At 67.4% G+C, this 21,742-nt stretch carries 16 protein-coding genes and 1 pseudogene; 10 read left to right on the top strand and 7 right to left on the bottom strand.

Annotation, left to right across the window (positions count from 1 at the left end):
* Positions 1-56 precede the first annotated feature (56 nt).
* A complete protein-coding gene (locus ACM2ZB_RS20630; protein WP_416056800.1) occupies positions 57-1,052 on the bottom strand; it encodes a YhdH/YhfP family quinone oxidoreductase in 996 nt (331 codons plus the stop codon).
* Between the two features lie 152 nt (positions 1,053-1,204).
* On the opposite strand from ACM2ZB_RS20630, the gene hflK reads away from it, so the two are divergent.
* The 6 genes from hflK (at position 1,205) to ACM2ZB_RS20660 (ending at position 6,689) form a co-directional block, all read left to right on the top strand.
* A complete protein-coding gene (gene hflK, locus ACM2ZB_RS20635) occupies positions 1,205-2,338 on the top strand; it encodes an FtsH protease activity modulator HflK (protein ID WP_313442178.1) in 1,134 nt (377 codons plus the stop codon).
* A complete protein-coding gene (gene hflC, locus ACM2ZB_RS20640; protein ID WP_416056801.1) occupies positions 2,335-3,198 on the top strand; it encodes a protease modulator HflC in 864 nt (287 codons plus the stop codon). Before hflK ends, hflC begins: the two co-directional genes overlap by 4 nt.
* Positions 3,199-3,267: 69 nt before the next feature.
* Positions 3,268-3,453, top strand: a complete 186-nt coding sequence (locus ACM2ZB_RS20645; protein WP_079222788.1) for a DUF2065 domain-containing protein — start codon at positions 3,268-3,270, stop codon at positions 3,451-3,453.
* Positions 3,454-3,841: 388 nt separating this feature from the next.
* Entirely contained in the window at positions 3,842-5,134 is a 1,293-nt protein-coding gene (locus ACM2ZB_RS20650; protein WP_416056802.1) for an adenylosuccinate synthase, read from the top strand.
* 133 nt (positions 5,135-5,267) lie between these two features.
* Positions 5,268-5,912, top strand: a complete 645-nt coding sequence (locus tag ACM2ZB_RS20655) for a hypothetical protein (RefSeq protein WP_416056803.1) — start codon at positions 5,268-5,270, stop codon at positions 5,910-5,912.
* Between the two features lie 342 nt (positions 5,913-6,254).
* Positions 6,255-6,689: a DUF4259 domain-containing protein gene (locus ACM2ZB_RS20660; protein ID WP_416056804.1), complete on the top strand. Its 435-nt coding sequence runs from the start codon at positions 6,255-6,257 to the stop codon at positions 6,687-6,689.
* Here ACM2ZB_RS20660 and ACM2ZB_RS20665 read toward each other — a convergent pair.
* From ACM2ZB_RS20665 to ACM2ZB_RS20675, 3 genes are all read right to left on the bottom strand, one after another.
* Entirely contained in the window at positions 6,686-7,336 is a 651-nt protein-coding gene (locus ACM2ZB_RS20665) for a M23 family metallopeptidase (protein ID WP_416056805.1), read from the bottom strand. The two genes, ACM2ZB_RS20660 and ACM2ZB_RS20665, sit on opposite strands and share 4 nt — an antisense overlap.
* Before the next feature lie 4 nt (positions 7,337-7,340).
* Positions 7,341-8,297, bottom strand: coding sequence for a L,D-transpeptidase family protein (locus ACM2ZB_RS20670; protein WP_416056806.1), 957 nt, complete (start codon positions 8,295-8,297; stop codon positions 7,341-7,343).
* A 101-nt stretch (positions 8,298-8,398) separates the two neighbouring features.
* Entirely contained in the window at positions 8,399-8,803 is a 405-nt protein-coding gene (locus tag ACM2ZB_RS20675) for a hypothetical protein (RefSeq protein ID WP_416056807.1), read from the bottom strand.
* Between the two features lie 78 nt (positions 8,804-8,881).
* On the opposite strand from ACM2ZB_RS20675, the gene ACM2ZB_RS20680 reads away from it, so the two are divergent.
* From ACM2ZB_RS20680 to ACM2ZB_RS20695, 4 genes are all read left to right on the top strand, one after another.
* The gene (locus tag ACM2ZB_RS20680; protein WP_416056808.1) at positions 8,882-9,247 is read left to right on the top strand and encodes a MerR family transcriptional regulator; all 366 of its coding nucleotides are present in this window, start codon (positions 8,882-8,884) and stop codon (positions 9,245-9,247) included.
* A gap of 101 nt (positions 9,248-9,348) precedes the next feature.
* Positions 9,349-11,475, top strand: coding sequence for a methyl-accepting chemotaxis protein (locus tag ACM2ZB_RS20685; RefSeq protein WP_313442162.1), 2,127 nt, complete (start codon positions 9,349-9,351; stop codon positions 11,473-11,475).
* 121 nt (positions 11,476-11,596) lie between these two features.
* A complete protein-coding gene (locus ACM2ZB_RS20690) occupies positions 11,597-12,385 on the top strand; it encodes a hypothetical protein (protein WP_416056809.1) in 789 nt (262 codons plus the stop codon).
* Between the two features lie 56 nt (positions 12,386-12,441).
* Positions 12,442-13,086: an alpha/beta fold hydrolase gene (locus tag ACM2ZB_RS20695; RefSeq protein WP_416056810.1), complete on the top strand. Its 645-nt coding sequence runs from the start codon at positions 12,442-12,444 to the stop codon at positions 13,084-13,086.
* 145 nt (positions 13,087-13,231) lie between these two features.
* Here ACM2ZB_RS20695 and ACM2ZB_RS20700 read toward each other — a convergent pair whose 3' ends face one another.
* From ACM2ZB_RS20700 to ACM2ZB_RS20710, 3 genes and pseudogenes are all read right to left on the bottom strand, one after another.
* Positions 13,232-18,229, bottom strand: coding sequence for an autotransporter domain-containing protein (locus tag ACM2ZB_RS20700; protein ID WP_416056811.1), 4,998 nt, complete (start codon positions 18,227-18,229; stop codon positions 13,232-13,234).
* Positions 18,230-19,276: 1,047 nt separating this feature from the next.
* Positions 19,277-19,543: pseudogene (locus ACM2ZB_RS20705) on the bottom strand (hypothetical protein); the annotation flags it as partial.
* Positions 19,544-19,564: 21 nt separating this feature from the next.
* Entirely contained in the window at positions 19,565-21,664 is a 2,100-nt protein-coding gene (locus ACM2ZB_RS20710) for a catalase (RefSeq protein WP_416056812.1), read from the bottom strand.
* Positions 21,665-21,742: the final 78 nt, after the last annotated feature.

Here is a 21,742-nt window from a genome sequence, read left to right on the forward strand (position 1 = left end):
CGGGCACATTGCCGGTGGGAGTAGGCGGGCTGCCGTCCGTCGCCTGCCTGCGACGTTCAGTCGATCCGCACCACGGTGCGGCCCAGCGAGCCGCCGGCCAGCATGCGTTCGAACACGGCAGGCAGGCCCGGCAGATCAACCTCGGCGGTGCAGATGCGATCCAGGTGCTGCGGCTTCCATGCGTCGCCCAGTCGTGCCCAGACGTCCTCGCGCAGGTTGCGCGGTGCATTGGCCGAGGACACGCCCAACAGCGAGACGCCGCGCAGGATGTACGGCATCACCGTCATCTCCAGTTTCGGGCTGGCCGCCAGGCCGGCACTGACCACGCTGCCGTAAGGCGCGGTCTGCGCCAGCAGGCTCGCCAGCATCGGGCCACCGGCATTGTCCAGGCCGCCGCCGAAGCGGGCCGACTGCAGCGGCGCAGTATCGGCCAGCGCCTCGCGCGGCAGCACCTCGGCCGCGCCGATGGCCCGCAGGAAGGCCGCCTGTTCCGGCTTGCCGCTGATCGCATGCACGTCGTATCCGGCCCGGCTGAAGATGTCCACGGCCAGCGCACCCACGCCGCCGCTGGCGCCGGTCACCGCCAGTGGCCCCAGCTCCGGGGTCTGCCGGTTGTCCTGCAGGCGCAGCAGGGCCAGCGCGGCGGTGAAGCCGGCGGTGCCGATCACCATGGCCTCGCGCGGGCTCAGCCCGGCCGGCTGGGCGATCACCGCGCTCGAATCCAGCCGCACGTACTGGCTGTAGCCGCCGTCACGGGTCTCGCTGAGGCCGCAGCCGGTGGCCAGCACCGCATCGCCCTCGCGCCAGGCCGGGTCGCTGGAGGCCACCACCGTACCGGCCACGTCGATCCCGCCCACCAGCGGGAAGCGGCGCAGGATGCGGCCCTTGCCGGTGCCGGCCAGGGCGTCCTTGTAGTTCACCGAGGACCAGTGGGCGCGGATCAGCACCTGGCCGGGGTTGAGGTCGTCCACGCCCAGCTGGACCAGGCCGCTGCGGTAGCCGGCGTCGTCGTTTTCGATACGGAAGGCGGTGAACGGGGTGGTGGGGGCCATCGGCGCTGCCTGACTTCGAGGAAAACGCCACCTTACTCCGACCGGCCCCTTTCAAACCTGCCAGTCCGCCCCATCTTGTATGATCGGTGAAGATTCACGGCTGGCGCCGCGGGAAGGGCCCGCGCCGCAGCCCACATATAGATGGAGCGTGCATGGCCTGGAATACACCCGGCGGCAACAAGGGCGGACAAGGCCCCGAGGACAATCGACGCGGGCCCTTCGGGTCGCGCGGCGGTGGCAATGGTGGTGGCTGGGGCGGTCTGCCCGGGCCGCTGAAGGACCTGTTCGACGGGGGTATCCTGCGTTGGGTGGCGGCGGCGGTCGTGCTGCTGGTGCTGTTCTCCAGCTTCCAGCTGATCGGCGAACAGCAGCGTGGCGTGGTGCTGCGCTTCGGCCAGTTCTCGCGCATCCTGACCCCGGGCCCGAACTTCAAGCTGCCCTGGCCGATCGAATCGGTCACCAAGGTCAACGCCACCGAGATCAAGACCTTCTCGATCCAGGTGCCGGTGCTGACCCGCGACGAGAACATCGTCAACGTCTCGCTCAACGTGCAGTACCGCATCGATGACCCGCAGCAGTACCTGTTCGGGACCGTCGACGCCGACCGTGTGCTGGAGCAGTCCGCGCAGAGCGCCGTGCGCGAGGAAGTCGGCCGTGCCGACCTCAACGCCGTGCTGAACAACCGTGGCCCGCTGGCCGTGGCCGCCGAGGAGCGCCTGCAGGCACTGCTGGGCGCGTTCAAGACCGGCCTGACCGTGACCGGCCTGACCCTGCAGGACGCCCGTCCGCCGGAAGAGGTCAAGCCGGCCTTCGACGAAGTCAACGGTGCCCAGCAGGTCAAGGAACGCCTGATCAACGAAGCCCAGGCCTACGCGGCCAAGGTCGTGCCGGAAGCCCGTGGCCAGGCCTCGCGCGCCCGTACCACCGCCGAAGGCTACAAGCAGGCCGTGGTGTCCAAGGCCGAGGGTGATGCACAGCGCTTCAGCCTGCTGCAGGCCCAGTACAAGGACGCCCCGGAAGTGACCCGCAAGCGCCTGTGGCTGGAAACCGTGCAGCAGGTGCTGAGCGAGAACCGCAAGGTGATCGGTGGCGATGGCCGCCAGCTGATCTACGTGCCGATGACCGGCGACACCCGTCCCAGCACCTCCGCGCCGGCCGCCGTGCCGAACCCGGATGTGGTGATGCCGTCGCTGCCGGGTGCCGCAGCGGAAGTTTCCCGTGACCCGGGCCGGCCGGTGGCCCGCCCGACCGGGCGTCCGAGCGGCCGTGAGGAGGGCAGCCGATGAGAAATTCGATCTGGATCGCCGTCGCCGTGGCGGCCCTGCTGGGCCTGCTGGGCTCGGTCTACGTGGTCCGCGAGGACCAGACCGCCATGGTCCTGAACCTGGGCAAGGTGGTGCGTTCGGACATCAAGCCGGGCCTGCACTTCAAGCTGCCGGTGGTGGAAACCGTGCGCGTGTTCGACCGCCGCTTCCAGGTGCTGGACACTGCACCGGCGCGCTACTTCACCGCCGAACAGAAGGACGTCAGCGTCGACTTCTTCGCCATCGGCTACATCTCCAACGTGGGCGACTACTTCCGTGCCACCGGTGGCGACCCGCGCGTGGCCAATGCCCGCCTGGCCCCGATCATCACCGACTCCCTGCGCAACCAGATCAACTCGCGCACCCTGCAGCAGCTGGTGTCCGGTGACCGCAGCGAGCTGATCGCCGAGCAGCTGAAGGGCATCAACGAAGCCGTGGCCGGCCTGGGCATGCAGATGATCGACCTGCGCATCAAGCAGGTCGATCTGCCCACCGACAGCCAGGTGATCAACGATGTGTACGAGCGCATGCGCGCCCAGCGCAAGCAGGAAGCAGCCAAGCTGCGCGCAGAAGGCGAGGAGCAGTCGCTGACCATCCGTGCCCAGGCCGACCGTGACAGCACCGTGCTGATCGCCGAAGCCGAGCGCGATGCCCAGCGCCTGCGCGGTGAAGGCGATGCCGATGCCGCGCGCATCTACGGCAAGGCCGGCTCGGCCGATCCGTCGTTCTACGCCTTCTACCGCAGCCTGGAGGCCTACCGTGGCTCCATGACCGACGGTAACGGCGTGATCGTGCTGGACAAGAACGACCCGTTCCTGCAGTACCTGAAGAACGACCGCTGAGGTCGCAGGGCAGTACCCCACGGGGCCCGGCATCTGCCGGGCCCCGTGCTTTTTCCGGAGTTCCCCCCCATGAAAGATCTGTTCGCGGCCGTCTGCCTGGTGGCCGTGCTGGAAGGCCTGCTGCTGTTCGTCGCCCCGCTGGCGTGGAAGCGCATGGCCGAGCGCCTGCTGGACCTGCCCAGCCCGGCCCTGCGCAGCTTCGGCGGCCTGGTGCTGCTGGCCGGCCTGAGCCTGCTGTGGTGGGCGCGGCATTGAACCGGTAGTGCCGGCCGCTGGCCGGCAACCCGACGCGGTCGGGTGTAGCGCCCGAGCCTGTGCTCGGGCGGCGCCGCGCAGCGGCGGCACAGCAGCCGAGCATGGGCTCGGCTCTACACAGGGGCGGCCGGGTGTAGCGGCGGCACAGCAGCCGAGCATGGGCGCCTGAGCGGCCGGTGAAGCCGTCCGTCGGAAAGGTGGCACCCGACCCCGGAAACCCGGATAATGCACAAAAGCCGGACGGGCCTCCCCGTTCGGCTTTTTCCGTGTCTGGGCCTTCCATCGCCGGCCGCTCCCCGTTTGGAGCCGCCATCCAGGTGCTGGCCAGCCCCGCCACGGTTTACCCGTCCGCGGCCCCGATGGCCGCAACAAAACCGAGGAGCCCGTCATGGGTCAGTCTGTCGTAGTGTTGGGTGCCCAGTGGGGCGATGAAGGCAAGGGCAAGATCGTCGATCTGCTCACTGAGGAAATCGGCGCCGTCGTGCGCTTCCAGGGCGGCCACAATGCCGGCCACACGCTGGTCATCAACGGCAAGAAGACCGTCCTGCACCTGATCCCGTCGGGCATCCTGCGTGACGATGCGCTGTGCCTGATCGGCAATGGCGTGGTGATCTCGCCGGCCGCGCTGCAGAAGGAAATCGCCGAGCTGGAAACCTCCGGCGTGGAAGTGCGTTCGCGCCTGAAGATCTCCCCGGCCGCGCCGCTGATCATGCCGTACCACATCGCCCTGGACCAGGCGCGCGAACGCGCTGCCGGCGGCAAGGCGATCGGCACCACCGGCCGTGGCATCGGCCCGGCCTACGAAGACAAGGTGGCGCGCCGCGGCATCCGCATCGCCGACCTGCATTACCCCAAGCAGCTGGAAGAGCTGCTGCGCACCGCGCTGGATTACCACAACTTCGTGCTGACCAAGTATCTGAACACCGATGCGGTCGACTTCCAGAAGACCTTCGACGAAGCCCTGGCCTTCGGCGAATACGTGCAGCCGATGAAGTCCGACGTGGCCGGCATCCTGCACGACCTGCGCAAGCAGGGTAAGCGCGTGCTGTTCGAAGGCGCGCAGGGCGCACTGCTGGACATCGACCACGGCACCTACCCGTACGTCACCAGCTCCAACACCACCGTGGGTGGTGCGCTGGCCGGTGCCGGCGTCGGCGCCGATTCCATCGACTACGTGCTGGGCATCGCCAAGGCCTACGCCACCCGCGTTGGCGGCGGCCCGTTCCCGACCGAACTGGACGATGAAATCGGCCAGGGCATCCGTGACCGCGGCGCCGAGTACGGCGCGTCGACCGGTCGCCCGCGTCGCTGCGGCTGGATGGACATCGTTGCGCTCAAGCGCGCGGTGGCCATCAACGGCATCAGCGGCCTGTGCATCACCAAGCTGGACGTGCTCGATGGCATGGAAAAGCTGAAGGTCTGCATCGCCTACGAATACAACGGCAAGCGCACCGAATACGCGCCGCTGGACGCGCAGGGCTGGGAAGACTGCACCCCGGTGTACCTGGAGTTCCCGGGCTGGAGCGAGAACACCCACGGCATCACCAACTGGGACGAGCTGCCGCCGGCCGCACGCGCCTACCTGCGTTCGCTTGAAGAGCTGGCCGGTTGCCCGATCAGCATCGTCTCCACCGGCCCGGACCGCGACCACACCATGGTCCTGCAGGATCCGTTCGCCTGAGTGGTTGACCGGTAGCGCCGGGCCATGCCCGACGTCGCAGCAAGGAGAAGCCCCGCGCAAGCGGGGCTTTTTCGTTTTCGGTAATGTGTCGGCACAGCCGGCAGGGAAGCGCAGCGATGACGGAGACTTCGGCATGAAGGGCGTGACGGTGGCACGGGTGACCCTGTGGGTGCTGTGGTGCCTGTGGACCCTGGCCAGCCTTGTGCTGGTGCTGGGCGCGGCCGCCAACTACCTGGCCTCGCGCACGCAGACCCTGCCCTTGGTGCTGACCCCCGGCGCGACGGCGGAAGCTACGGTCTACCGCTTCATCGACGATCCGCTGCGCCTGCGTCTGCGCTACGCGGATGACGGTGATGATCCGGCGATCGATCCCGAGGTGCGCCTGCGCGCGGACACCCCGACCGACCACAACGAATTCCGTGCGGACACGCGTTCGGGCACGTCAGACACGGACATCATCCGTGTATTGGCATCGGTCAAGCCAAGCAGGTTCGCCGCCTCGTACTTCGGCTATGGGCGGGGGGATGCGCTGCCGCGCGGGCGTTCCTGGCTGCGGCTGACCGTGCTGGAGGTCGACCCGGCCCTGGCCGGACGCGAAGCTTCGGTGGAACTGCTGCCGCCGATTGATGTGCTGAAGCTGACCGACCTGGATTACCTATGGTTGTGGCCGTTCTTCTTCTGGCAGCCGGTGGCGCTGCTGTTGCTGATCGCGGGTGGCGGACTGGCGACGGCCAGCATCGCGCTGCGGAGGTGGCAACGCCGACCTCGGGCGCGGTAGCGCCGGGCCACGCCCGGCGGACTCCTGGCTGACCGGTGAATGCCCAATATGGGTAGGATCATGCCCATATTGGGTAGGAATGCCCCAATCCCCCCTCAATAGCAGTCCCCCGATCGGCAGAACGTACTTCGTCGACCAGCGCGAGTTTCTGTCGTTTTCTGCCTTGGCCCCATACGGTGTGACAGGCCTCGGTCGGACGGGAAGCACCGTGCGCCAATGGTTGGCGTCCTGGAAGTCGCCCTGCGTGCGGATTTCGCGAGTCGCACCCTGTCGACTGCACGATGATGGAGGAAGGCTGCGCGTGTCCTGCGCGGCATCTGCCAATCAACGAGGAGCAATCACATGGGAGCATGGGGAGACGGTTCATTTGAGAACGATGACGCCTGCGATCTGGCCTGCGAGCTGACGGAATGCACGGATCTATCGCTTCTGGAGGAAGCGCTGAGCGCGGCCATCAATCCCGACGACTACGTGGAAGCTCCCGAAGCAGGCAGGGCGCTGGCAGCCGTGGAGGTAGTGCTGGCCCTGCTGGGCCGACCGACGGCTGCCATTGCCGAGGAAGAGGAGCTGATGGCTTGGGTAGCTGCCTGCAATCAGATGCCATCCCCCGCGCTGTTGTCGCTGGCCCACCTCGTACTACAGCGGGTGCAAGCCGAGAACTGCGAACTGCGGGAGCTGAAAGAGGAGTCCGACGGACTGCAAGCGTGGATGGCAGAAGTACACGCGCTGCAGTCGTACCTGTCGGCAGCAGGCGGTACCGCAAATGGGACGGCCTAGCGGTCGCCTTGCTTCGCCACGAGCAACGGATACGGATTGATCGATTCACCCTTCCACCACTGTTTTTCCGGCCCCAGCACATGTACCTCGAAATGCAGGTGCGGGGCCTCGGCGCTGGCATTGCCGGTGCTGCCCACGTAACCGATCACCTCGCCGCGCGTGATCACCTGCTTTTCGGCCAGGCCATCGGCATAGCGCTGCAGGTGCGCGTAGTAGTAGCACCAGCGTCCGCTGGGCTCGAACTGGTAGATCGTCAAGCCACCGCGCTTGCTGTCGAACAGTTTTTCCACCGTGCCATCGGCCACCGCCAGCACCGGCGTGCCGGCGTCGGCCATGATGTCGATGGCATCGTGCACGCGGCCTTCGCTGCGTGCATCGGTGAAGGTGTCGCGCAGCTGCGAGGCCGGGATGCCCTGCACCGGCAGCAGCAGGCCGGCTGGCACACCGGTGGCACTGCTTGGCGGCACGGCAGTCGGAGCCGGAGCGTCCAGGCGCTGCGTTGCGGCCCCACCCGGCGGTGCCGCGGCCACCGCAGGTTGCGCTGCAGGTGACGCAACCGCCACCGGCTCACCCGCATCACGGCGCAGCCACCAGCCCACGCCCAGCCCCAGCACCACACCCAGCACGATCAGCTGCGAAAGACGCATCGGCTCACTCCTGCATCAGCACTGGCACCGAGGTATCGACGGCGTCGGCCACGCGCACGGCATCCCAGTTGGTCATGCGCACGCAGCCGTGCGATTCGGTCTTGCCCACATGGCCGGGTTCGGGCGTGCCGTGCAGGCCGTAATGCGGCTTGGACAGGTCGATCCAGACGCGCCCGACCGGGTTGTTCGGGCCCGGCGGCAGCGTCGCCTTCTTCTCGCCCTTGCGCGCATCCCAGAACAGCTTCGGGTTGTAGTGGAATGGCGGATCGCGGTACACGCCGAGGATCTTCCATTCGCCGATCGGCAGCGGGTCATGCTGGCTGCCGGACGATACCGGCACCTGCGCGATCACCTTGCCCTGTGCATCCAGCAGTTGCAGGGTGGAATCGGATTTGTCGACCACCACCTTGGCCGCCTTCGGCAGCGGTGCCGGCGCGATGTTGGGCACCTGGATGCGGCTGCCGGCCTTGCCCAGGTCCACGCCCGGATTGAGCGCCTTCAACAGCTCCGGCGATGCATGGAAGCGTTCGCCCAGCGCTTCTTCCACGCTGCTGTAGCCCAGCGCTTTCAGCTTGGCCTGCTCGGCCGGCTTCTTCGGAATCGGCTGGAACGGTCCGGCCACGTCTTCGCTGGTCAGCGTGTAGCTGGCCAGCGGCGCGTTGGCATCGGCCTGCAGGGCGTTCCAGGTGGCATCGTCCAGTTCGCCGGTCACCTTCAACCCATGCGCGGCCTGGAAGCCGGACACCGCGCGACGCTGGTTGCTGCCCACTTCGCCATCGATCTGCCCCGGCGAGAAATTGGCGCGGTCCAGCAGCACCTGCGCATGCAGCGGCGAACGCGCAGCGATGTCCGGCCCGGCGCGCTCGGCAATGGGTTCGGGCAATCCGGCCGGTGCGGTCTGCGCGAAGGCGGGAGTAACCATCAACGACAGCGCAAGCATGGCAACGCGGGGTGAAAGCATGGGACGCTCCTGCGGGATTCGTCCCCACCATGCCTGTACCCCGCGGCCAGCCCGCGTGAAAACGCTGACGCCCTGCTGAGCGATGGATGTACGCGCAGGTCTCAGCGCGTCGCGTCACGCGTGATGCGCCCGCTCTGCAGCACGCCGAAGGCGATCTCCGCGGCGGTGAACAGCAGCAGGATGGCGCTGGCGCCGTGCAGCACGGCGTAGACCTGCCACAGCGCGAACATCCCGCGCGCCGCCGCATCCAGCCGGCCCAGCAGTACCGTGGGGGCGAGGATGCGTGCCAGCGACCACACCACCACCACCGAGCCGAGCAGGTTGGCCAGCAGCATGTGCAGCGGGTCCAGCGCCGGCACCTGGCCGGGCAACTGCCAGGCCTGGGCCAGCCAGGCCAACGCCGCGTGCAGTGGGGCGAAGGTCCAGGGCAGCGCGAAGGGCAGGGTGACCAGCAGGTCATAGGCCGCACTGGCGCGGACGATACGGAGATAGCGGGAAATCAGCATGGAAGCCCTTGGTCGTGGAAACAGGGCGTACTGTCAGGGCTGAAGTAAACTTCAAGGTCAAGCCCTTCTGGACCGGACATGCAGATTGGAGAACTGGCGCAGGCCTGCGGGCTGTCGCGCGAAGCGCTGCGTTTCTACGAAAAACAGGGCCTGATCGGCGCGCGTCGGCTGGCCAATGGCTACCGCGACTACCCGGCCGAAACGGCAATGCTGGTGCACTACATCCGCACCGCCCAGCAACTGGGCTTCACCCTGGCCGAAATCGGCCAGCGCCTGCCCCGGCTATGGGAACAGGCCGATGCCGGCCCGCTGCTGGCCGCCGCGCTGCGGGAGAAGCTGGCCGACATCGACGCCCGCATCGTGGCCCTGACGGCGCTGCGCCAGGACCTGGCCACACGGCTGGCCAGCGCCTGCCCGCTGCAGCCTGATACCACGCCAGGCTGAACGGCCAATGTGAACCGCCACCGAAGCGTTCAGGCTTGCGGGGTCAAGACGCGCCTGCGGGGGGCCGATAAGGCGACATCCCCCCCGTTTTGGATACCCCCATGAACTACTTGAGGAACGTCAGGGTTGCCTGGCGTCTTGGGCTGGGCTTTGGCCTGCTGCTGTTGCTGGTTGCTGCCGTCGTGGCCACCGGCGCCACTGCCACCGCCGTGCAGAAGCGTGCGATGCAGCAGGTGGTCGAGGTCAGCGTGGCCAAGGTGCGCCTGCTGTCGGAAATGCTCGACGCCAACAACCAGATGATGGTCGTGCGCCGCGAGATGCTGATCCGCCAGGGCGACGCACGCGATGCCGACGAACAGCGCATCGCCGATCTGGTCAAGCGCTACGAAGCCAGCTGGACGGCCTACCAGGCACTGCCCGGCAATGCCGAGGGCAAGGCGATGGGCGAAGCGATCGCGGCCAAGCGTGCCATTGCCCGCCCGCTCAACAAGCAGACCAGTGAACTGATGCAGCAGGGCGATTTCCCCGGCGCGGTCACGCTGACCCTGGGCCCCGTGCAGGAAGCGGCCAATGGCTGGAACAAGGCGCTGGCCGAAGGCGTAGCGTTCGAAGAAAAGGAAAGCCGCCAGGCAGCTGCCGAAGCGATCCGCCTGGGTGAGCGCAGCCTGCTGCAGCTGCTGGTGCTGGGTGGCGTGGCGCTGCTGGTCGGCATTGGCGCGTCGGTGATGATCGGACGCAGCATGACCGGTCCGCTGGCGCGTGCGGTGCAGCTGGCCGAGCGCCTGTCCAAGGGCCAGCTTGACCAGGAATTCCGCCTGGGCGGCCGCGATGAGCTGACCCAGCTGGGTGAAGCCATGGCCAGCGTGCGGCAGAGCGTGCAGGCCGCCATCGGCGCGCAGCTGCACATGGCCGAACAGCACGAGGCCGGTGCGATCCGTTACCGCATGGATGCCGATGCCTTCCCCGGTGATTTCGGCCGCATGGTGCAGGCCACCAACAGCCTGGTGGAATCGCACGTGCAGGTGGAACTGCTGATGGCTGACGTCATGCAGCGGTACGCCATTGGTGACCTCAGCCGCGACCTGCCGGAGTATCCGGGCGAGAAGGCCGCGCTGACCCGCACCCTGGCTGCGGTGAAGCAGAGCCTGATGGCGATCAGCGCGCAGATCGACACGCTGGCGCAGGCAGCCGGGTCAGGTGACTTCAGCGTGCGCGGCGATGCCGCCGCATTCCAGTTCCAGTACCGGGCCATGGTCGAACACCTCAACGCCATGATGGCCAGTTCGCAGGCCAGCATCGCCGATGTTTCCGACGTGCTGCGTGCGATCTCGCACGGCAACCTGACCGCCCGCATGGACGGTGAGTACGAAGGTGTGTTCGCCCGCATGCGTGACGATGCCAACACCACCACCGCCCAGCTGACCGGCATTGTCCGTGGCATCCAGGTGGCGGCCGACAGCATCAACAATGCCGCGCAGGAACTGGCGGCCGGCAACAACGACCTGTCGCGCCGTACCGAACAGCAGGCCGCCAACCTGGAAGAGGCTGCCGCATCGATGGAGGAACTGACCTCTACCGTGCGCCAGAACGCCGAGCTGGCCCGCCAGGCCGACAGCGAAGCCCATGCGGCTGGCGCCGCAGTGCGCGAGACCGAGCAGGCGATGGCGCAGATGGCAACCGTGATGGGTGAGATCAACCAGTCGTCCTCGCGCATCTCGGAAATCTCCACCGTGATCGATGGCATCGCGTTCCAGACCAACATCCTGGCACTGAACGCGGCCGTGGAAGCCGCGCGTGCCGGCGAACAGGGCCGTGGTTTCGCGGTGGTCGCCAGCGAAGTGCGGACCCTGGCCCAACGTGCCGGCGTCGCCGCCAAGGAGATCAAGGAACTGATCGAAGACGCGGGCGCCAAGGTGCAGAGCGGCCTGGCCGTGACCGTGCAGTCTGAAGCAGCGATTGCCCGTCTGGCCCAGGCCAGCTCGCGGACCAACCAGCTGATGAGCGACATTGCTGCGGCCAGCAAGGAACAGGCGGCCGGCATCGAACAGGTCAATCAGGTGGTGGTGCAGATGGACCAAGTGACCCAGCAGAACGCCGCCCTGGTGGAAGAAGCCACCGCGGCCAGCCGCGCGCTGGAAGAGCAGGCCAACGCGCTGACCACCTCGGTTGCGGTGTTCCAGATCGAGCAGGGCGGCCCGACGCGCGCCGTGGTGGCCCGCGCGGCCTGATCGCTGCGCCGGTAGAGTCGAGCTTGCTCGACTGCTTGTGGCAGAGGCAGTCGAGCAAGCTCGACTCTACCGCGCGGCCCCTTTTTCGGCGATGCTCGCTGCAGACACCGGGGGAGGGAGCATGGACAGCAACGAGACCGAAGGCGCCTACGGCGATGTGCCACGGATGCAGGGCATGGCCGCGCCCGCCATGCCTCCAGCCGAGGTGCCGACCGACTGGTCGATGCTGCCGCTGACCCGTGGCGATGATGATTCGGCGGTGATGCAGGCGCTGCGCCGCATGCGCCGCGAACCGGCCCTGCTGTTCACCGTGGCCTACCTGCTGGCGTCACTGCTGGGGCTGTGGTGCAGCTTCTGGTTCTACCGCGGCTTCGAGCTGTCGATCCTGGATTACATGCAGCCCAGCGATTTCCTGGTGGCCGGCATCCGCGACCCAGCCTATGCGCTGCTGCTGGCCGCAGGTGTGCTGCTGGTACTGGTGGTGAGCTGGCCGGAAACGCTGCGCAAGCGCAACGCGGCCAAGCTTGAACAGCTGCGTGCACGCAACTGGGCCTGGCGGGCGGTGCTGACGCGCTCGGTGCTGACCAGTTGGGAAGGTGTGGGACTGCGGCCGCTGACCGCGATGACCTTGGCTGTGGCCGCCTTCATGGCCATTGGTGCGGCCAACTACGTGCAGGTGCGTGGGCAGCAGATCCGCAACGAGGGCCGCGGTGAAGTGATCCGCCTGCAGTTGAATGGCGACGCAGCGCCCTTGCCCGGTAGCGCCCGCCTGCTCGGCTCCAGCAGTGCATTCCTGTTCGTCTGGTGGCCGCAGCAGCGGCGCGCTGAAGCCATTCCGATCGCTGCGGTGCGCAAGCTGCAGGCGGTCGCCGTCGCGGCACCGGTGGTCAAGGGCGGGGCGGGCGATTGACCGCCCCGCTGCGCCCGCGTGTGCTGATGTTGCCCGGCCTGGATGGCGGGGTGGGGATGTCCGCGCCGTTCCTGGATGCCCTGCGCGCGCACGGCGTTGATGCCGACGCACTGCCGCTGCCCCTGCACGGCGCACAGGACTATCCCACATTGGCCGCCTGGCTGCAGCCACTGCTGCCGCAGCAGCCCTGGGTGCTGCTGGCCGAATCGTTTGCCGGTCCGTTGGCCGTGCAGATTGCGGCGCAGGCACCCCCCGGCCTGCGTGGGCTGGTGCTCAGCACCACGTTCGCGCGGCGGCCGGTGCCGATGCCGGCGGCCAGCGCACTGGCCCTGTCATTGGCCTGGCCGCAACCGCCGCTGCCAGTGTTGACGCGCCTGCTGCTGGGGCGCTGGCGGACGCCGGACAACGTGCGGGCCCTGCGCCTGTCCCTGGCCGAGGTGCCTGCGCGGGTGCTGCGGCAACGTGCGGCCGTCACCCTGCAGGTGGATGTGCGCCCCCTGCTGCCGCGCATCACCTTGCCCACGCTTTGCCTGCAGGCACGCCAGGATCGTCTGCTGTGGCCGCCCAGCGTGGCCGAGCTGCTGGCCCTGCTGCCCGACGCGCGGCATGTCGCCCTGCAGGGCCCGCATCTGCTGCTACAGGCCCGCACCGAACAGGCTGCTGCCGTCGTGGCTCGCTGGGTCACCGCGCTGCCGGACTGACAGCCCGTGCATGCAGGGCGGCTGCAGCCCTGCAGGCCATGTCTTCAACGCAACGGCTGGCGGAAAGCCCGGCACGCTGCACGCTTGCCCGCGTCCTTCATGGCCAGCCCCGGATCCGGGGCTGGCGTTCCCTGGTGCTCTCGCCTCAGCGCGGTGCGGCGAGCGCCTGCGTCGGGCAGCGGCGCGGGTTGCAGCGCTGCTTGCCGTTGCTCTCGCTGCTGCCCAGCGCATCGGAACCTTGCGCAGCACCGGCGGCCCCATAGCCAAGGCGCAGGCCGATGCTGGTGGCCCGGCTCGCGCCGCGGGTCTGCTCGTGGCCCAGCAGCAGTGACATGAACCAGCCCCGCTGCAGGCGAACGTCCATGCCGGCAGCGATCGACAGCGCGTGGTCGTTGTAGCTCTGCATACGCAGCTGGTAGTCCTGCGCGCGCGGCCCGATGGCATAGTTCAGGTAGGCATCGCCCTTGTCGTCCAGCGCCTGGCGGTACTCGATGCTCCAGAACGGACGTACGCGCGCTTCCGGGTCTGCAGACAGGTACGTGCCCTCCAGGCCCAGTGCCACGGCGCTGTTGCGCACCACCTGCTGGCGGTAGACCAGGTCGTACAGGCCGGCGCCGTTTTCGCGGTAGCTGTCCAGCGTACTGCGGCTGGCCTCGACACGGCCGTAGCCGGTCAGCGTGGTGCCGGCAAGGCGCTGCTCATAGCCGAAGGCCAGCGAACCGAACCACTGGTCACCGTCGCGCTTGCCCTGGGCAAAGGCATCGGCGTCCGCACTCCATCGGCGGGTATCGAAGTCCAGCGTGCCGGTGGCCACGATGCCATCGATGAACACGTGCTCACCGCCACGCCACAGGCCATAGGCCGCCAGCGATCGCTGATCGGACTTCACCCGGGCATCGCTGTCTTCCATGTCGCTGTTGTTGCGGCCCAAGCTGCCGGCTACACCGAACAGCAAGCGGGTGCCGAAGGCGCGGTCCACGCCGACGGTCAGGCCATCGGTACGGAAGTCGTACCGGCCACCACGGCCCGGCCCGGCACCGTAGCTGGCCGAGCCGGAGGCCCACATGCCCCAGCCGGCAGGCAACGCGGGCAGGGCGTCGCCACCCAGCCGGGACACCGGTACCGACACGTTGGGCAGATCGTTGCCAGCGGCATAGCTCAGTGACAGCTGGTTGCTGGACGCATTGCTGCCACCGCGCACCTGGCGCAGACGGTCGCGGATGTTGGACTGCTGTGCACTGGCGAAGCGCACGCTGGCATCCACCTGCGCCTGCAGGCCGGCAACAACACCCGGGTCGCGGGTCGGGTCAGGGCGCAGGCTGACCACCAGACGCAACTGTGCGTTGCCTGCTGCGTAGCCTCCCGAGGCTGCCTGGGTGACCGTGAGGATCGCCACACCTTCACCCACCAGGGTGACGGTGCGTCCCTGCACGCTGGCGACGCGCGCATCACTGCTGGCATATCTGAAGGCGCCGCGGCTCGGGCTCTGCGGATCGACCAGATCGAAGGCGGCCTCGCCGAACACCTTGTGCAGTTCCTGCGGCCACTGCAGCACCGGCACAGCGGCGGTGATGTCCACATCCAGCGTGGCCGGGGTGGCCGCCAGATACTGCGTGTTGCCAGCCTGGTTGGCGGTCAGGCTGCAACGACCGGCGGCAAGCATCGTCACGCTGCTGCCGTCCACGCGGCACACGGCGGGGGTGGTGGTGGCGAACACGATGGCATTGCCGGACGCGCCGCCGCTGGCGGAAACGCTGAAGCGGCCATTTTCGCTGTAGACCGGCGCGGTGGGGTTGGCCAGGAACGCGCTGATCTGCTGCACCGCTTCAAGCACCTGCAGGGTATAGGCCTGGTTGGCGGTGAAGCCGTTCGCATCGGTGACTGTCACCGTGAAACCGTAGTTGCCTGCGCCCTGGGGTGTGCCGGAGAACACGCCATCGCTGGCCAGCGCCAAGCCGGTCGGCAGGGCACCGGCACTTACCGCGAAGCTGTACGGCGCGGCACCACCGGAGACCTGCAGGCGCTGCGTATAGCCAGTGGCCGTGGACGACTGCGGCAGGTTGGAGAGTGCAAACGCCAATTGCGGAGCGTTCACCACCAGGGTGTAGGCGGTGTCCTTGCTGGATGGGCCACTACCGGTGCTGCTGTCGGTCACGCGCACGCTGAAGCTGTAGGTGTTGGCTGCGGTGGGCGCGCCGCTGAAGACGCCTGCCGGGCTCAGCGACAGGCCCGGCGGCAGCGTTCCGATCACCTGGTAGCTGTACGGCGCCGCGCCACCACTGGTGGACAGCGTCGGCGTGTAGGCGGTGCCCGCGGTTGCCGGGCCCAGCGAGGCGGGCGTTGCCACCAGCGTCGGCGGGGACACGGTGATGCTGACCGTCACTGTGGCCGAGGTCGTGTTGCCGTCGCTGGCCTGGTAGCTGAAGCTGTCCGCGCCGTAGTAGCCGGTTGTCGGCGTGTAGGTGACCGAGGTTCCGCTGACGGCGGTCTGGCCATGGGCCGGATTGCCGATGATGACCACGCTGGTCGGAATGCCGCTGATCGTCAGTGCCACAGCGCTTGCAGTGTCGTAGGCCACCGTTGCGCTGGATGGGCTGGCAACGATCGCATCCGCAGCGGTGACCGCATTGGATGCAGCAGACGCGCTGCCGGTGCCTGCGCTGTTGGTGGCGGTGACGGTGAACGTGTACGACTGGCCGACGGTCAGGCCGGTGACGGTGATGGGAGAACCTGCACCCGTGCCGGTAGCGCCGCCTGGCGAGGCGGTGACCGTGTAGCCGCTGATCGTCGATCCGCCGGTACTGGCCGGAGCGGTGAAGGTGACACTGACCTGACCGGTGCCCGACGGGCTGGCGGACACGCTGGTCGGTGCGCCGGGTACCACCGCATTGACGGTGAACGACTGGCTGACCTGCGATGCCGGCAGGTAAGTGCTGTCTCCGGCCTGGTTCGCATTGATCGTGCAGGTACCGGTGGTGACGAAGCTCAGCTGCCCACCGCTGGTGATGGTGCAGACCGCAGTTGTCGACGAGGTGAAGCTGACCGCAAGGCTGGAGGTGGACGTTGCCGTCAACGTGGGAGTGGTGCCATAGGTCTGCGCGCCCGGGTTGGCGAAGGTGATCGTCTGCGGAGACGCCGGGGTGATGGCATTGGAGGCGGCAGACGCGCTGCCTGTTCCGGCGCTGTTGGTCGCGGTGACGGTGAAGGTATACGCAATGCCGTTGGTCAGGCCGGTAACGGTGATCGGCGAACTGCTGCCGGTGCCGGTCAGTCCTCCAGGATTGGAGGTCACGGTGTACCCGGTGATGCTGCCGCCGCCATTGCTGGCCGGCGCAGTGAAGGTCACCGATGCCTGGCTGTTTCCAGCGGTCGCGGTGCCGATCGTCGGCGCGCCGGGTGCGATCGCGGCGACGGTGAAGGTCTGCGACACCTGCACTGCGGCCGTGTAGGTGGCATTACCTGCCTGATCCGCATTGATGGTGCAGCTGCCGGCGGAGACGAAGGTCAGGGTACCACCAGACGCGATGGTGCAGACCCCGGTCGTGGCGGAGCTGAAGCTTACCGGCAAGCTCGAACTGCTGGTGGCCGACAGCGTTGGCGTAGTGCCGAAGTTCTGTACACCCGGATTGGTGAAGGTGATGGTCTGCGTGGCCTTCGGTGTGACGGCATTCGATACGCCGGACGCCGCGCTGGTGCCGATGGCGTTGGTGGCAGTGACGGTGAAGGTATAGGCCGTGCCGTTCGTCAGGCCGGTGACGACGATGGGCGATGCCGAGCCCGTAGCAATGACGTTGTCCGGCGAGGAGGTGACGGTGTAGCCGGTGATGGCAGACCCGCCGGTGTTGGCAGGTGCAGTGAAGCTGATCGTGGCCTGGGCGTTGGCAGCGGTCGCCGCGCCGATGGTCGGGGCATCCGGCGCGGTGGGAATGGCGACGTTGTGCGCGGTGCCTCCGCTGTATGCCGCCGCGACATTGCCGGCTGCGTCGACAATGTCGGTGCCATTGTTGAGATTGAGCTTGAGGCTACCGTTGCCGGTAATGCCCGACACGTCGACGCTGTAGACGGCGCCACTGCCCGATATTGCGGTGATGGCACCTGCAGCGTTGCCCGTGGTGCCAAGGGTGAAGTCGTTGGCGGTCACGTTGTTGACCACCTCGCTGAAGGTTACCGCGAAGCTCACGCTGGTGGCGGTGGCCGGCGGCGAGCCGGTGGGCGCGGTGCTGACAACGGCAGGTGCCAGATCGTCGATGACGGTGAGGTTGAAGAGCTTCTCGACGCTGGCGCCGGCAGCGTCGGTGCTGCGCACACGGATGCTCTGGCTGCCTGCCGGAAGCGTGCGTGCATCGTTGGCGCGGAGCGCGTTTCCGCTGATGTTGAAGGATGCATTGTTGCTGTCCCCGGCACCACTCACCAGGGCATAGGTGAACGTGTCACCGGCATCGGCATCGGTCGTGCTGAGCGTGCCGATCACCGCGTTCGCACCCGCGCTCTGGCCGACGCTGGGATTGCTCAGCGTCAGATCGGTAGGCGCAGTGTTGGCGGGCTCCACGATCAGGTTGTTGATCGAGTGCCATGTACTGTTGATGTTCGTGCCGCCGCTGAGCGTGCGGATACGTACTTCATCGACATCGCCGAACGTGGCCGGCAGCAGGGTCACGGTAAGCGGAATGCTCAGGCCCGGCGGTGTCGAGAAATTGCGGCTGCCCACCAAGGCACCGGCGCGATAGGCCTCGACGATGTACGTCGTGTTCTCCGTCTCGCCCCAGTTGTAGTACTTGAAGGAGCTGATCGCGAAATGCCGGCCGGTCGTCGAGCGTATCGCCATGCCGAACCGCCCAGCATTGTCGGTATGGGTCAATCCGCTCCACGACGGGTCGCCGCTTGAAAGGAATGTGTTGTCCTGCCAGGTCATGCCTGCAGCAGGTGTGCCTGCCGCGTTGCTGGTGTGGAATATCTGCAGGGTGAGGCCGGGAATATCGACCGACCCGCCTTGCCCGTCCTCGGCGAAGGTGCCGCCGATGCCGCCGGCATTGCTGAAGATCAGCTGGGTCGGCGCGGCCTGCGCGCTCGACAGGATGCCGGCCAACAGCAACAGCAGAAGTGCCGCCCGCAGCAGCGGACGGGCAAAGTTTGGTGCGGACATGCGATCCCCCTGATCCATCCACGAATGTCAGCCACCGCATCGCGCCTGCGCGCATCTGCCGGTGGGCCGTTCCTTCTTTTCAGATTCCCGATGTCGGCCGGGTTGCCGGTCGAAAGTCCATTGCCGTGATGCAATTTCCGTGCCGTGGCACGGACTTCCTCAATCCCCTGGGCTACCGCTGGCGACCCGTGTGGCGGCGATTCTATCCGTTTATTCGTGTTTGCCAACGGGGGCGTCTGAACGGGTCATCGCGGACGTCTGCGTACGTCTGCGTATGGCGTGTTGGCTCCCGTTCGGCCATGCTCGAGGTCCTCCACCGTGGACATGCGAAGGGCGTTGCCTTGAGTGATCCGTTGCCACTGCAGGTTGTCGTGTTGCCCGGGCTGGACGGCACCGGCTGGCTGTCGATGCCCTTCCTGGATGAGCTGCGCGCGCGTTGGCACTGCCCGGTACGGGGGCGCAGGATTACGCAACCTTGGCGGAGGCGGTACGGCCGCAGCTGCCTGCGCAGCCGTTCGTGCTTCTTGCCGAGTCCTTCGCCGGCCCGCCAGCGATGGAACTGGCCGCAGGCCCGCTGCCCGGACTCCGTGGACTGGTGCTGTGCACGACCTTCGCACGGCGACCGGTGCCGTTGCCCGCCAGCGCCGCCATGGCGCTGGCACCTGCCTGGCCAATGCCGCCGTTGCCACTGATGGCACGACTGCTGCTGGGGCGCTGGCGCACCCGCAGCAATCAGCAGCACCTGCAGGACGCACTGGCACAGGTGCCGGCGTTGGTGCTGCGCCAACGCGCAGCGGCCACCCTGCGCGTTGATGTGCGCGCGCTGTTGTCCAGGATCCAGGCGCCAACCTTGAATGTGCAGGCGCTGCAGGATCGACTGTTGTGGCCGCGCAGCGTACGCGAACTGCAGGCATTGCTGCCCGACGCGCGGCACCTCGCCATTGAAGGCCCGCACCTGCTGCTGCAGGCGCGGGCCGAACCGGCTGCAGCGTTGATCGCGTGCTCTGGATCAACACGCTGCCGAGGTAGCCGGAGTCATCCGCTAGTGCGGGTACGCGAAGCCGTCTTTGCCACCTTCTTTGCAGGCGCCTTGCTTGCCGAAGTCTTCTTTGCAGCTGTCTTCCTGGCCACCTTCTTCGTTGCCTTGCGCCCGCTGCCGCTGCGCTTGCCGCCGCCATCCTGCTTGTTCACGGTGGCCCAGGCGATGCGCTCGGCGGTGCCCTCGCTTGCACCGCGTTCGCGCTCGCTTTCTTCGATGTGCTCGGCCTGGCGCTTCTGCTTTTCGGTATAGGCGGATTTGTCACCACGGGGCATGAGCGTTCTCCTTTTGGATGGTCAGGCCAGCAGGCGCAGCTTCGGCTCGCGCGCCCACTGGCGGGTGGCGGCAGCAGTGAGGAAGGCCTTGCTGTCTCCGGCCTCGACGTTGCCGGCGTCGTTGCCGACGCGGGCGGCTTTCAGCAGCGTCTGTGCACCCTCATCGCTGGCGATGGCCTTCAGGTGTGCCCATGCATCACTGACGAAGCCAACGGCCGCCGCTTCCTTGGCCAACGCCTTGGCAGCGTCGGCACTCAGCACTACCGCCACCGCGTCGAAGACTACCGACGGGGTACCGGCCAGCTGTCCATCGGCGGCCTGCACCTTGCCGTCGCTGAGCGTGGCGCCACCGACTTTCGGTGCGACCAGCTTGACGCTGGCGCCGGCCTTTTCAGCGGCCTTGCGCAGGCTGGCGATTACCCGTGCATCGGAACCTTCGTCGAACAGGATGCCGATGCAACGCCCCTGCAGCAGTGGCTTGGTGCGGCCGATCACGCGCACTTCCGGGGCGGCCGCCAGGTCCTTCGCGGGCGTTGCCGTCGGTGCCGGGTCGGGCAGGGCGCGCAAGCCCAGGCCGTCACTCACACGCTTGGCCAGTCCTTCGTCGATGTTACGCAGATGGCTGACGGTGCGCACGCGCACCTTCTCCGTTTCCACCTTCGACAGCTCGAACACCAGCGCCGAGGCCAGGTGCGCCTGTTCCGGCTTCTCCAGGCTGCGGAAGAACATCCGTGCCTGGCTGTAATGGTCGGCGAAGCTTTCCGCGCGCGTGCGACCCTTGCGGCCATCGTCGGCCGTGGCATGGCTGCGGAAACCGGCCGGCGTCTCGCGAGGGCTGTCGTCCTCCAGCGAACTGGGGTCGTAGGCCACGCGGCCCTTGGGTACCTGCATCTGCATGTGCCCATCGCGCTGGTGGTTGGCAAACGGGCACTTCGGCGCATTGACCGGAATCTGGTGGAAGTTGGGTCCGCCCAGGCGGATCAGCTGGGTGTCCAGGTACGAGAACAGCCGGCCCTGCAGCAGCGGGTCGTTGCTGAAATCGATGCCTGGCGGCACGTTGGCCGGGCAGAACGCCACCTGTTCGGTTTCAGCGAAGAAATTGTCCGGCCAGCGGTCCAGCACCATCTTTCCGATCACTTTCAGTGGCACCAGTGATTCGGGAATGATCTTGGTCGGGTCCAGATGGTCGAACGGGAACGCCTGGGCCTCTTCTTCGGTGAACAGCTGCACGGCCAGTTCCCATTCGGGGAAGTCGCCGCGCTGGATCGCTTCGAACAGGTCGCGACGGTGGAAATCATTGTCGGCCGCCTGAAGTTTCAGCGCTTCGTCCCACACCGTGGACTGGATGCCCAGCTTCGGCCGCCAGTGGAACTTGACGAAGGTGGATTCGCCGGCCTCGTTCAACAGGCGGAAGCTGTGCACGCCGAAGCCTTCCATCATGCGCAGCGAACGCGGTATGGCGCGGTCGCTCATCGCCCACATGATCATGTGCATCGATTCGGGCATCAGCGAGATGAAATCCCAGAACGTGTCATGCGCGCTGGCGGCCTGCGGGAACGCACGGTCCGGCTCCATCTTCACCGCATGCACGAGGTCGGGAAACTTCATCGCATCCTGGATGAAGAACACCGGGATGTTGTTGCCGACCAGGTCCCAGTTGCCTTCCGGCGTGTAGAACTTGACCGCGAAGCCGCGCACATCGCGCGGGGTGTCGACCGAACCGGCACCGCCGGCCACGGTGGAGAAGCGGGTGAACACCGGCGTCTTCGTGCCGACTTCAGTGAGCACGCGGGCGCGGGTGTACTTCGCCAGCGAACGGGTCAGTTCGAAATAACCATGGGCGGCGCTGCCGCGCGCATGCACGATGCGTTCGGGAATGCGCTCGTGGTCGAAGTGGGTGATCTTCTCGCGGAGGATGAAGTCCTCCAGCAGGGTGGGGCCGCGCGGGCCCTCGCGCAGCGAGTTCTGGTTGTCGGCCACCGGAATGCCCTGTGCGGTGGTCATGGCCGGATGCGTGCCGCCGGCCTGCAGGTGCAGTTCGTCACCGTCGCCGCGCTGCTGGGCCTGGGACTTCTGGGACGGGGCGGGTGCGCGCTTGCCGGTCGGCTTGCTGGCGGCCATCGGGGGGTTCTCCGGGATACGAGGGGGCAGGCCATGACAGTCGCCCCCGGGCCGTTAACCCACGGTCCGCCGCGGGTG

Source organism: Stenotrophomonas maltophilia, assembly GCF_047782825.1.
Lineage (GTDB): Bacteria > Pseudomonadota > Gammaproteobacteria > Xanthomonadales > Xanthomonadaceae > Stenotrophomonas.

Bases quoted from the DNA above. Each gene is read 5' to 3' on its own strand.
- hflK (WP_313442178.1), top strand. From the start codon at position 1,205: ATGGCCTGGAATACACCCGGCGGCAACAAGGGCGGACAAGGCCCCGAG.
- ACM2ZB_RS20655 (WP_416056803.1), top strand. From the start codon at position 5,268: ATGAAGGGCGTGACGGTGGCACGGGTGACCCTGTGGGTGCTGTGGTGC.
- ACM2ZB_RS20660 (WP_416056804.1), top strand. From the start codon at position 6,255: ATGGGAGCATGGGGAGACGGTTCATTTGAGAACGATGACGCCTGCGAT.
- ACM2ZB_RS20675 (WP_416056807.1), bottom strand. From the start codon at position 8,803: ATGCTGATTTCCCGCTATCTCCGTATCGTCCGCGCCAGTGCGGCCTAT.
- ACM2ZB_RS20695 (WP_416056810.1), top strand. From the start codon at position 12,442: ATGTCCGCGCCGTTCCTGGATGCCCTGCGCGCGCACGGCGTTGATGCC.
- ACM2ZB_RS20700 (WP_416056811.1), bottom strand. From the start codon at position 18,229: ATGTCCGCACCAAACTTTGCCCGTCCGCTGCTGCGGGCGGCACTTCTG.
- ACM2ZB_RS20650 (WP_416056802.1), top strand. From the start codon at position 3,842: ATGGGTCAGTCTGTCGTAGTGTTGGGTGCCCAGTGGGGCGATGAAGGC.
- ACM2ZB_RS20670 (WP_416056806.1), bottom strand. From the start codon at position 8,297: ATGCTTTCACCCCGCGTTGCCATGCTTGCGCTGTCGTTGATGGTTACT.
- ACM2ZB_RS20710 (WP_416056812.1), bottom strand. From the start codon at position 21,664: ATGGCCGCCAGCAAGCCGACCGGCAAGCGCGCACCCGCCCCGTCCCAG.
- ACM2ZB_RS20665 (WP_416056805.1), bottom strand. From the start codon at position 7,336: ATGCGTCTTTCGCAGCTGATCGTGCTGGGTGTGGTGCTGGGGCTGGGC.
- ACM2ZB_RS20685 (WP_313442162.1), top strand. From the start codon at position 9,349: ATGAACTACTTGAGGAACGTCAGGGTTGCCTGGCGTCTTGGGCTGGGC.
- ACM2ZB_RS20690 (WP_416056809.1), top strand. From the start codon at position 11,597: ATGGACAGCAACGAGACCGAAGGCGCCTACGGCGATGTGCCACGGATG.
- ACM2ZB_RS20680 (WP_416056808.1), top strand. From the start codon at position 8,882: ATGCAGATTGGAGAACTGGCGCAGGCCTGCGGGCTGTCGCGCGAAGCG.
- ACM2ZB_RS20630 (WP_416056800.1), bottom strand. From the start codon at position 1,052: ATGGCCCCCACCACCCCGTTCACCGCCTTCCGTATCGAAAACGACGAC.
- hflC (WP_416056801.1), top strand. From the start codon at position 2,335: ATGAGAAATTCGATCTGGATCGCCGTCGCCGTGGCGGCCCTGCTGGGC.
- ACM2ZB_RS20645 (WP_079222788.1), top strand. From the start codon at position 3,268: ATGAAAGATCTGTTCGCGGCCGTCTGCCTGGTGGCCGTGCTGGAAGGC.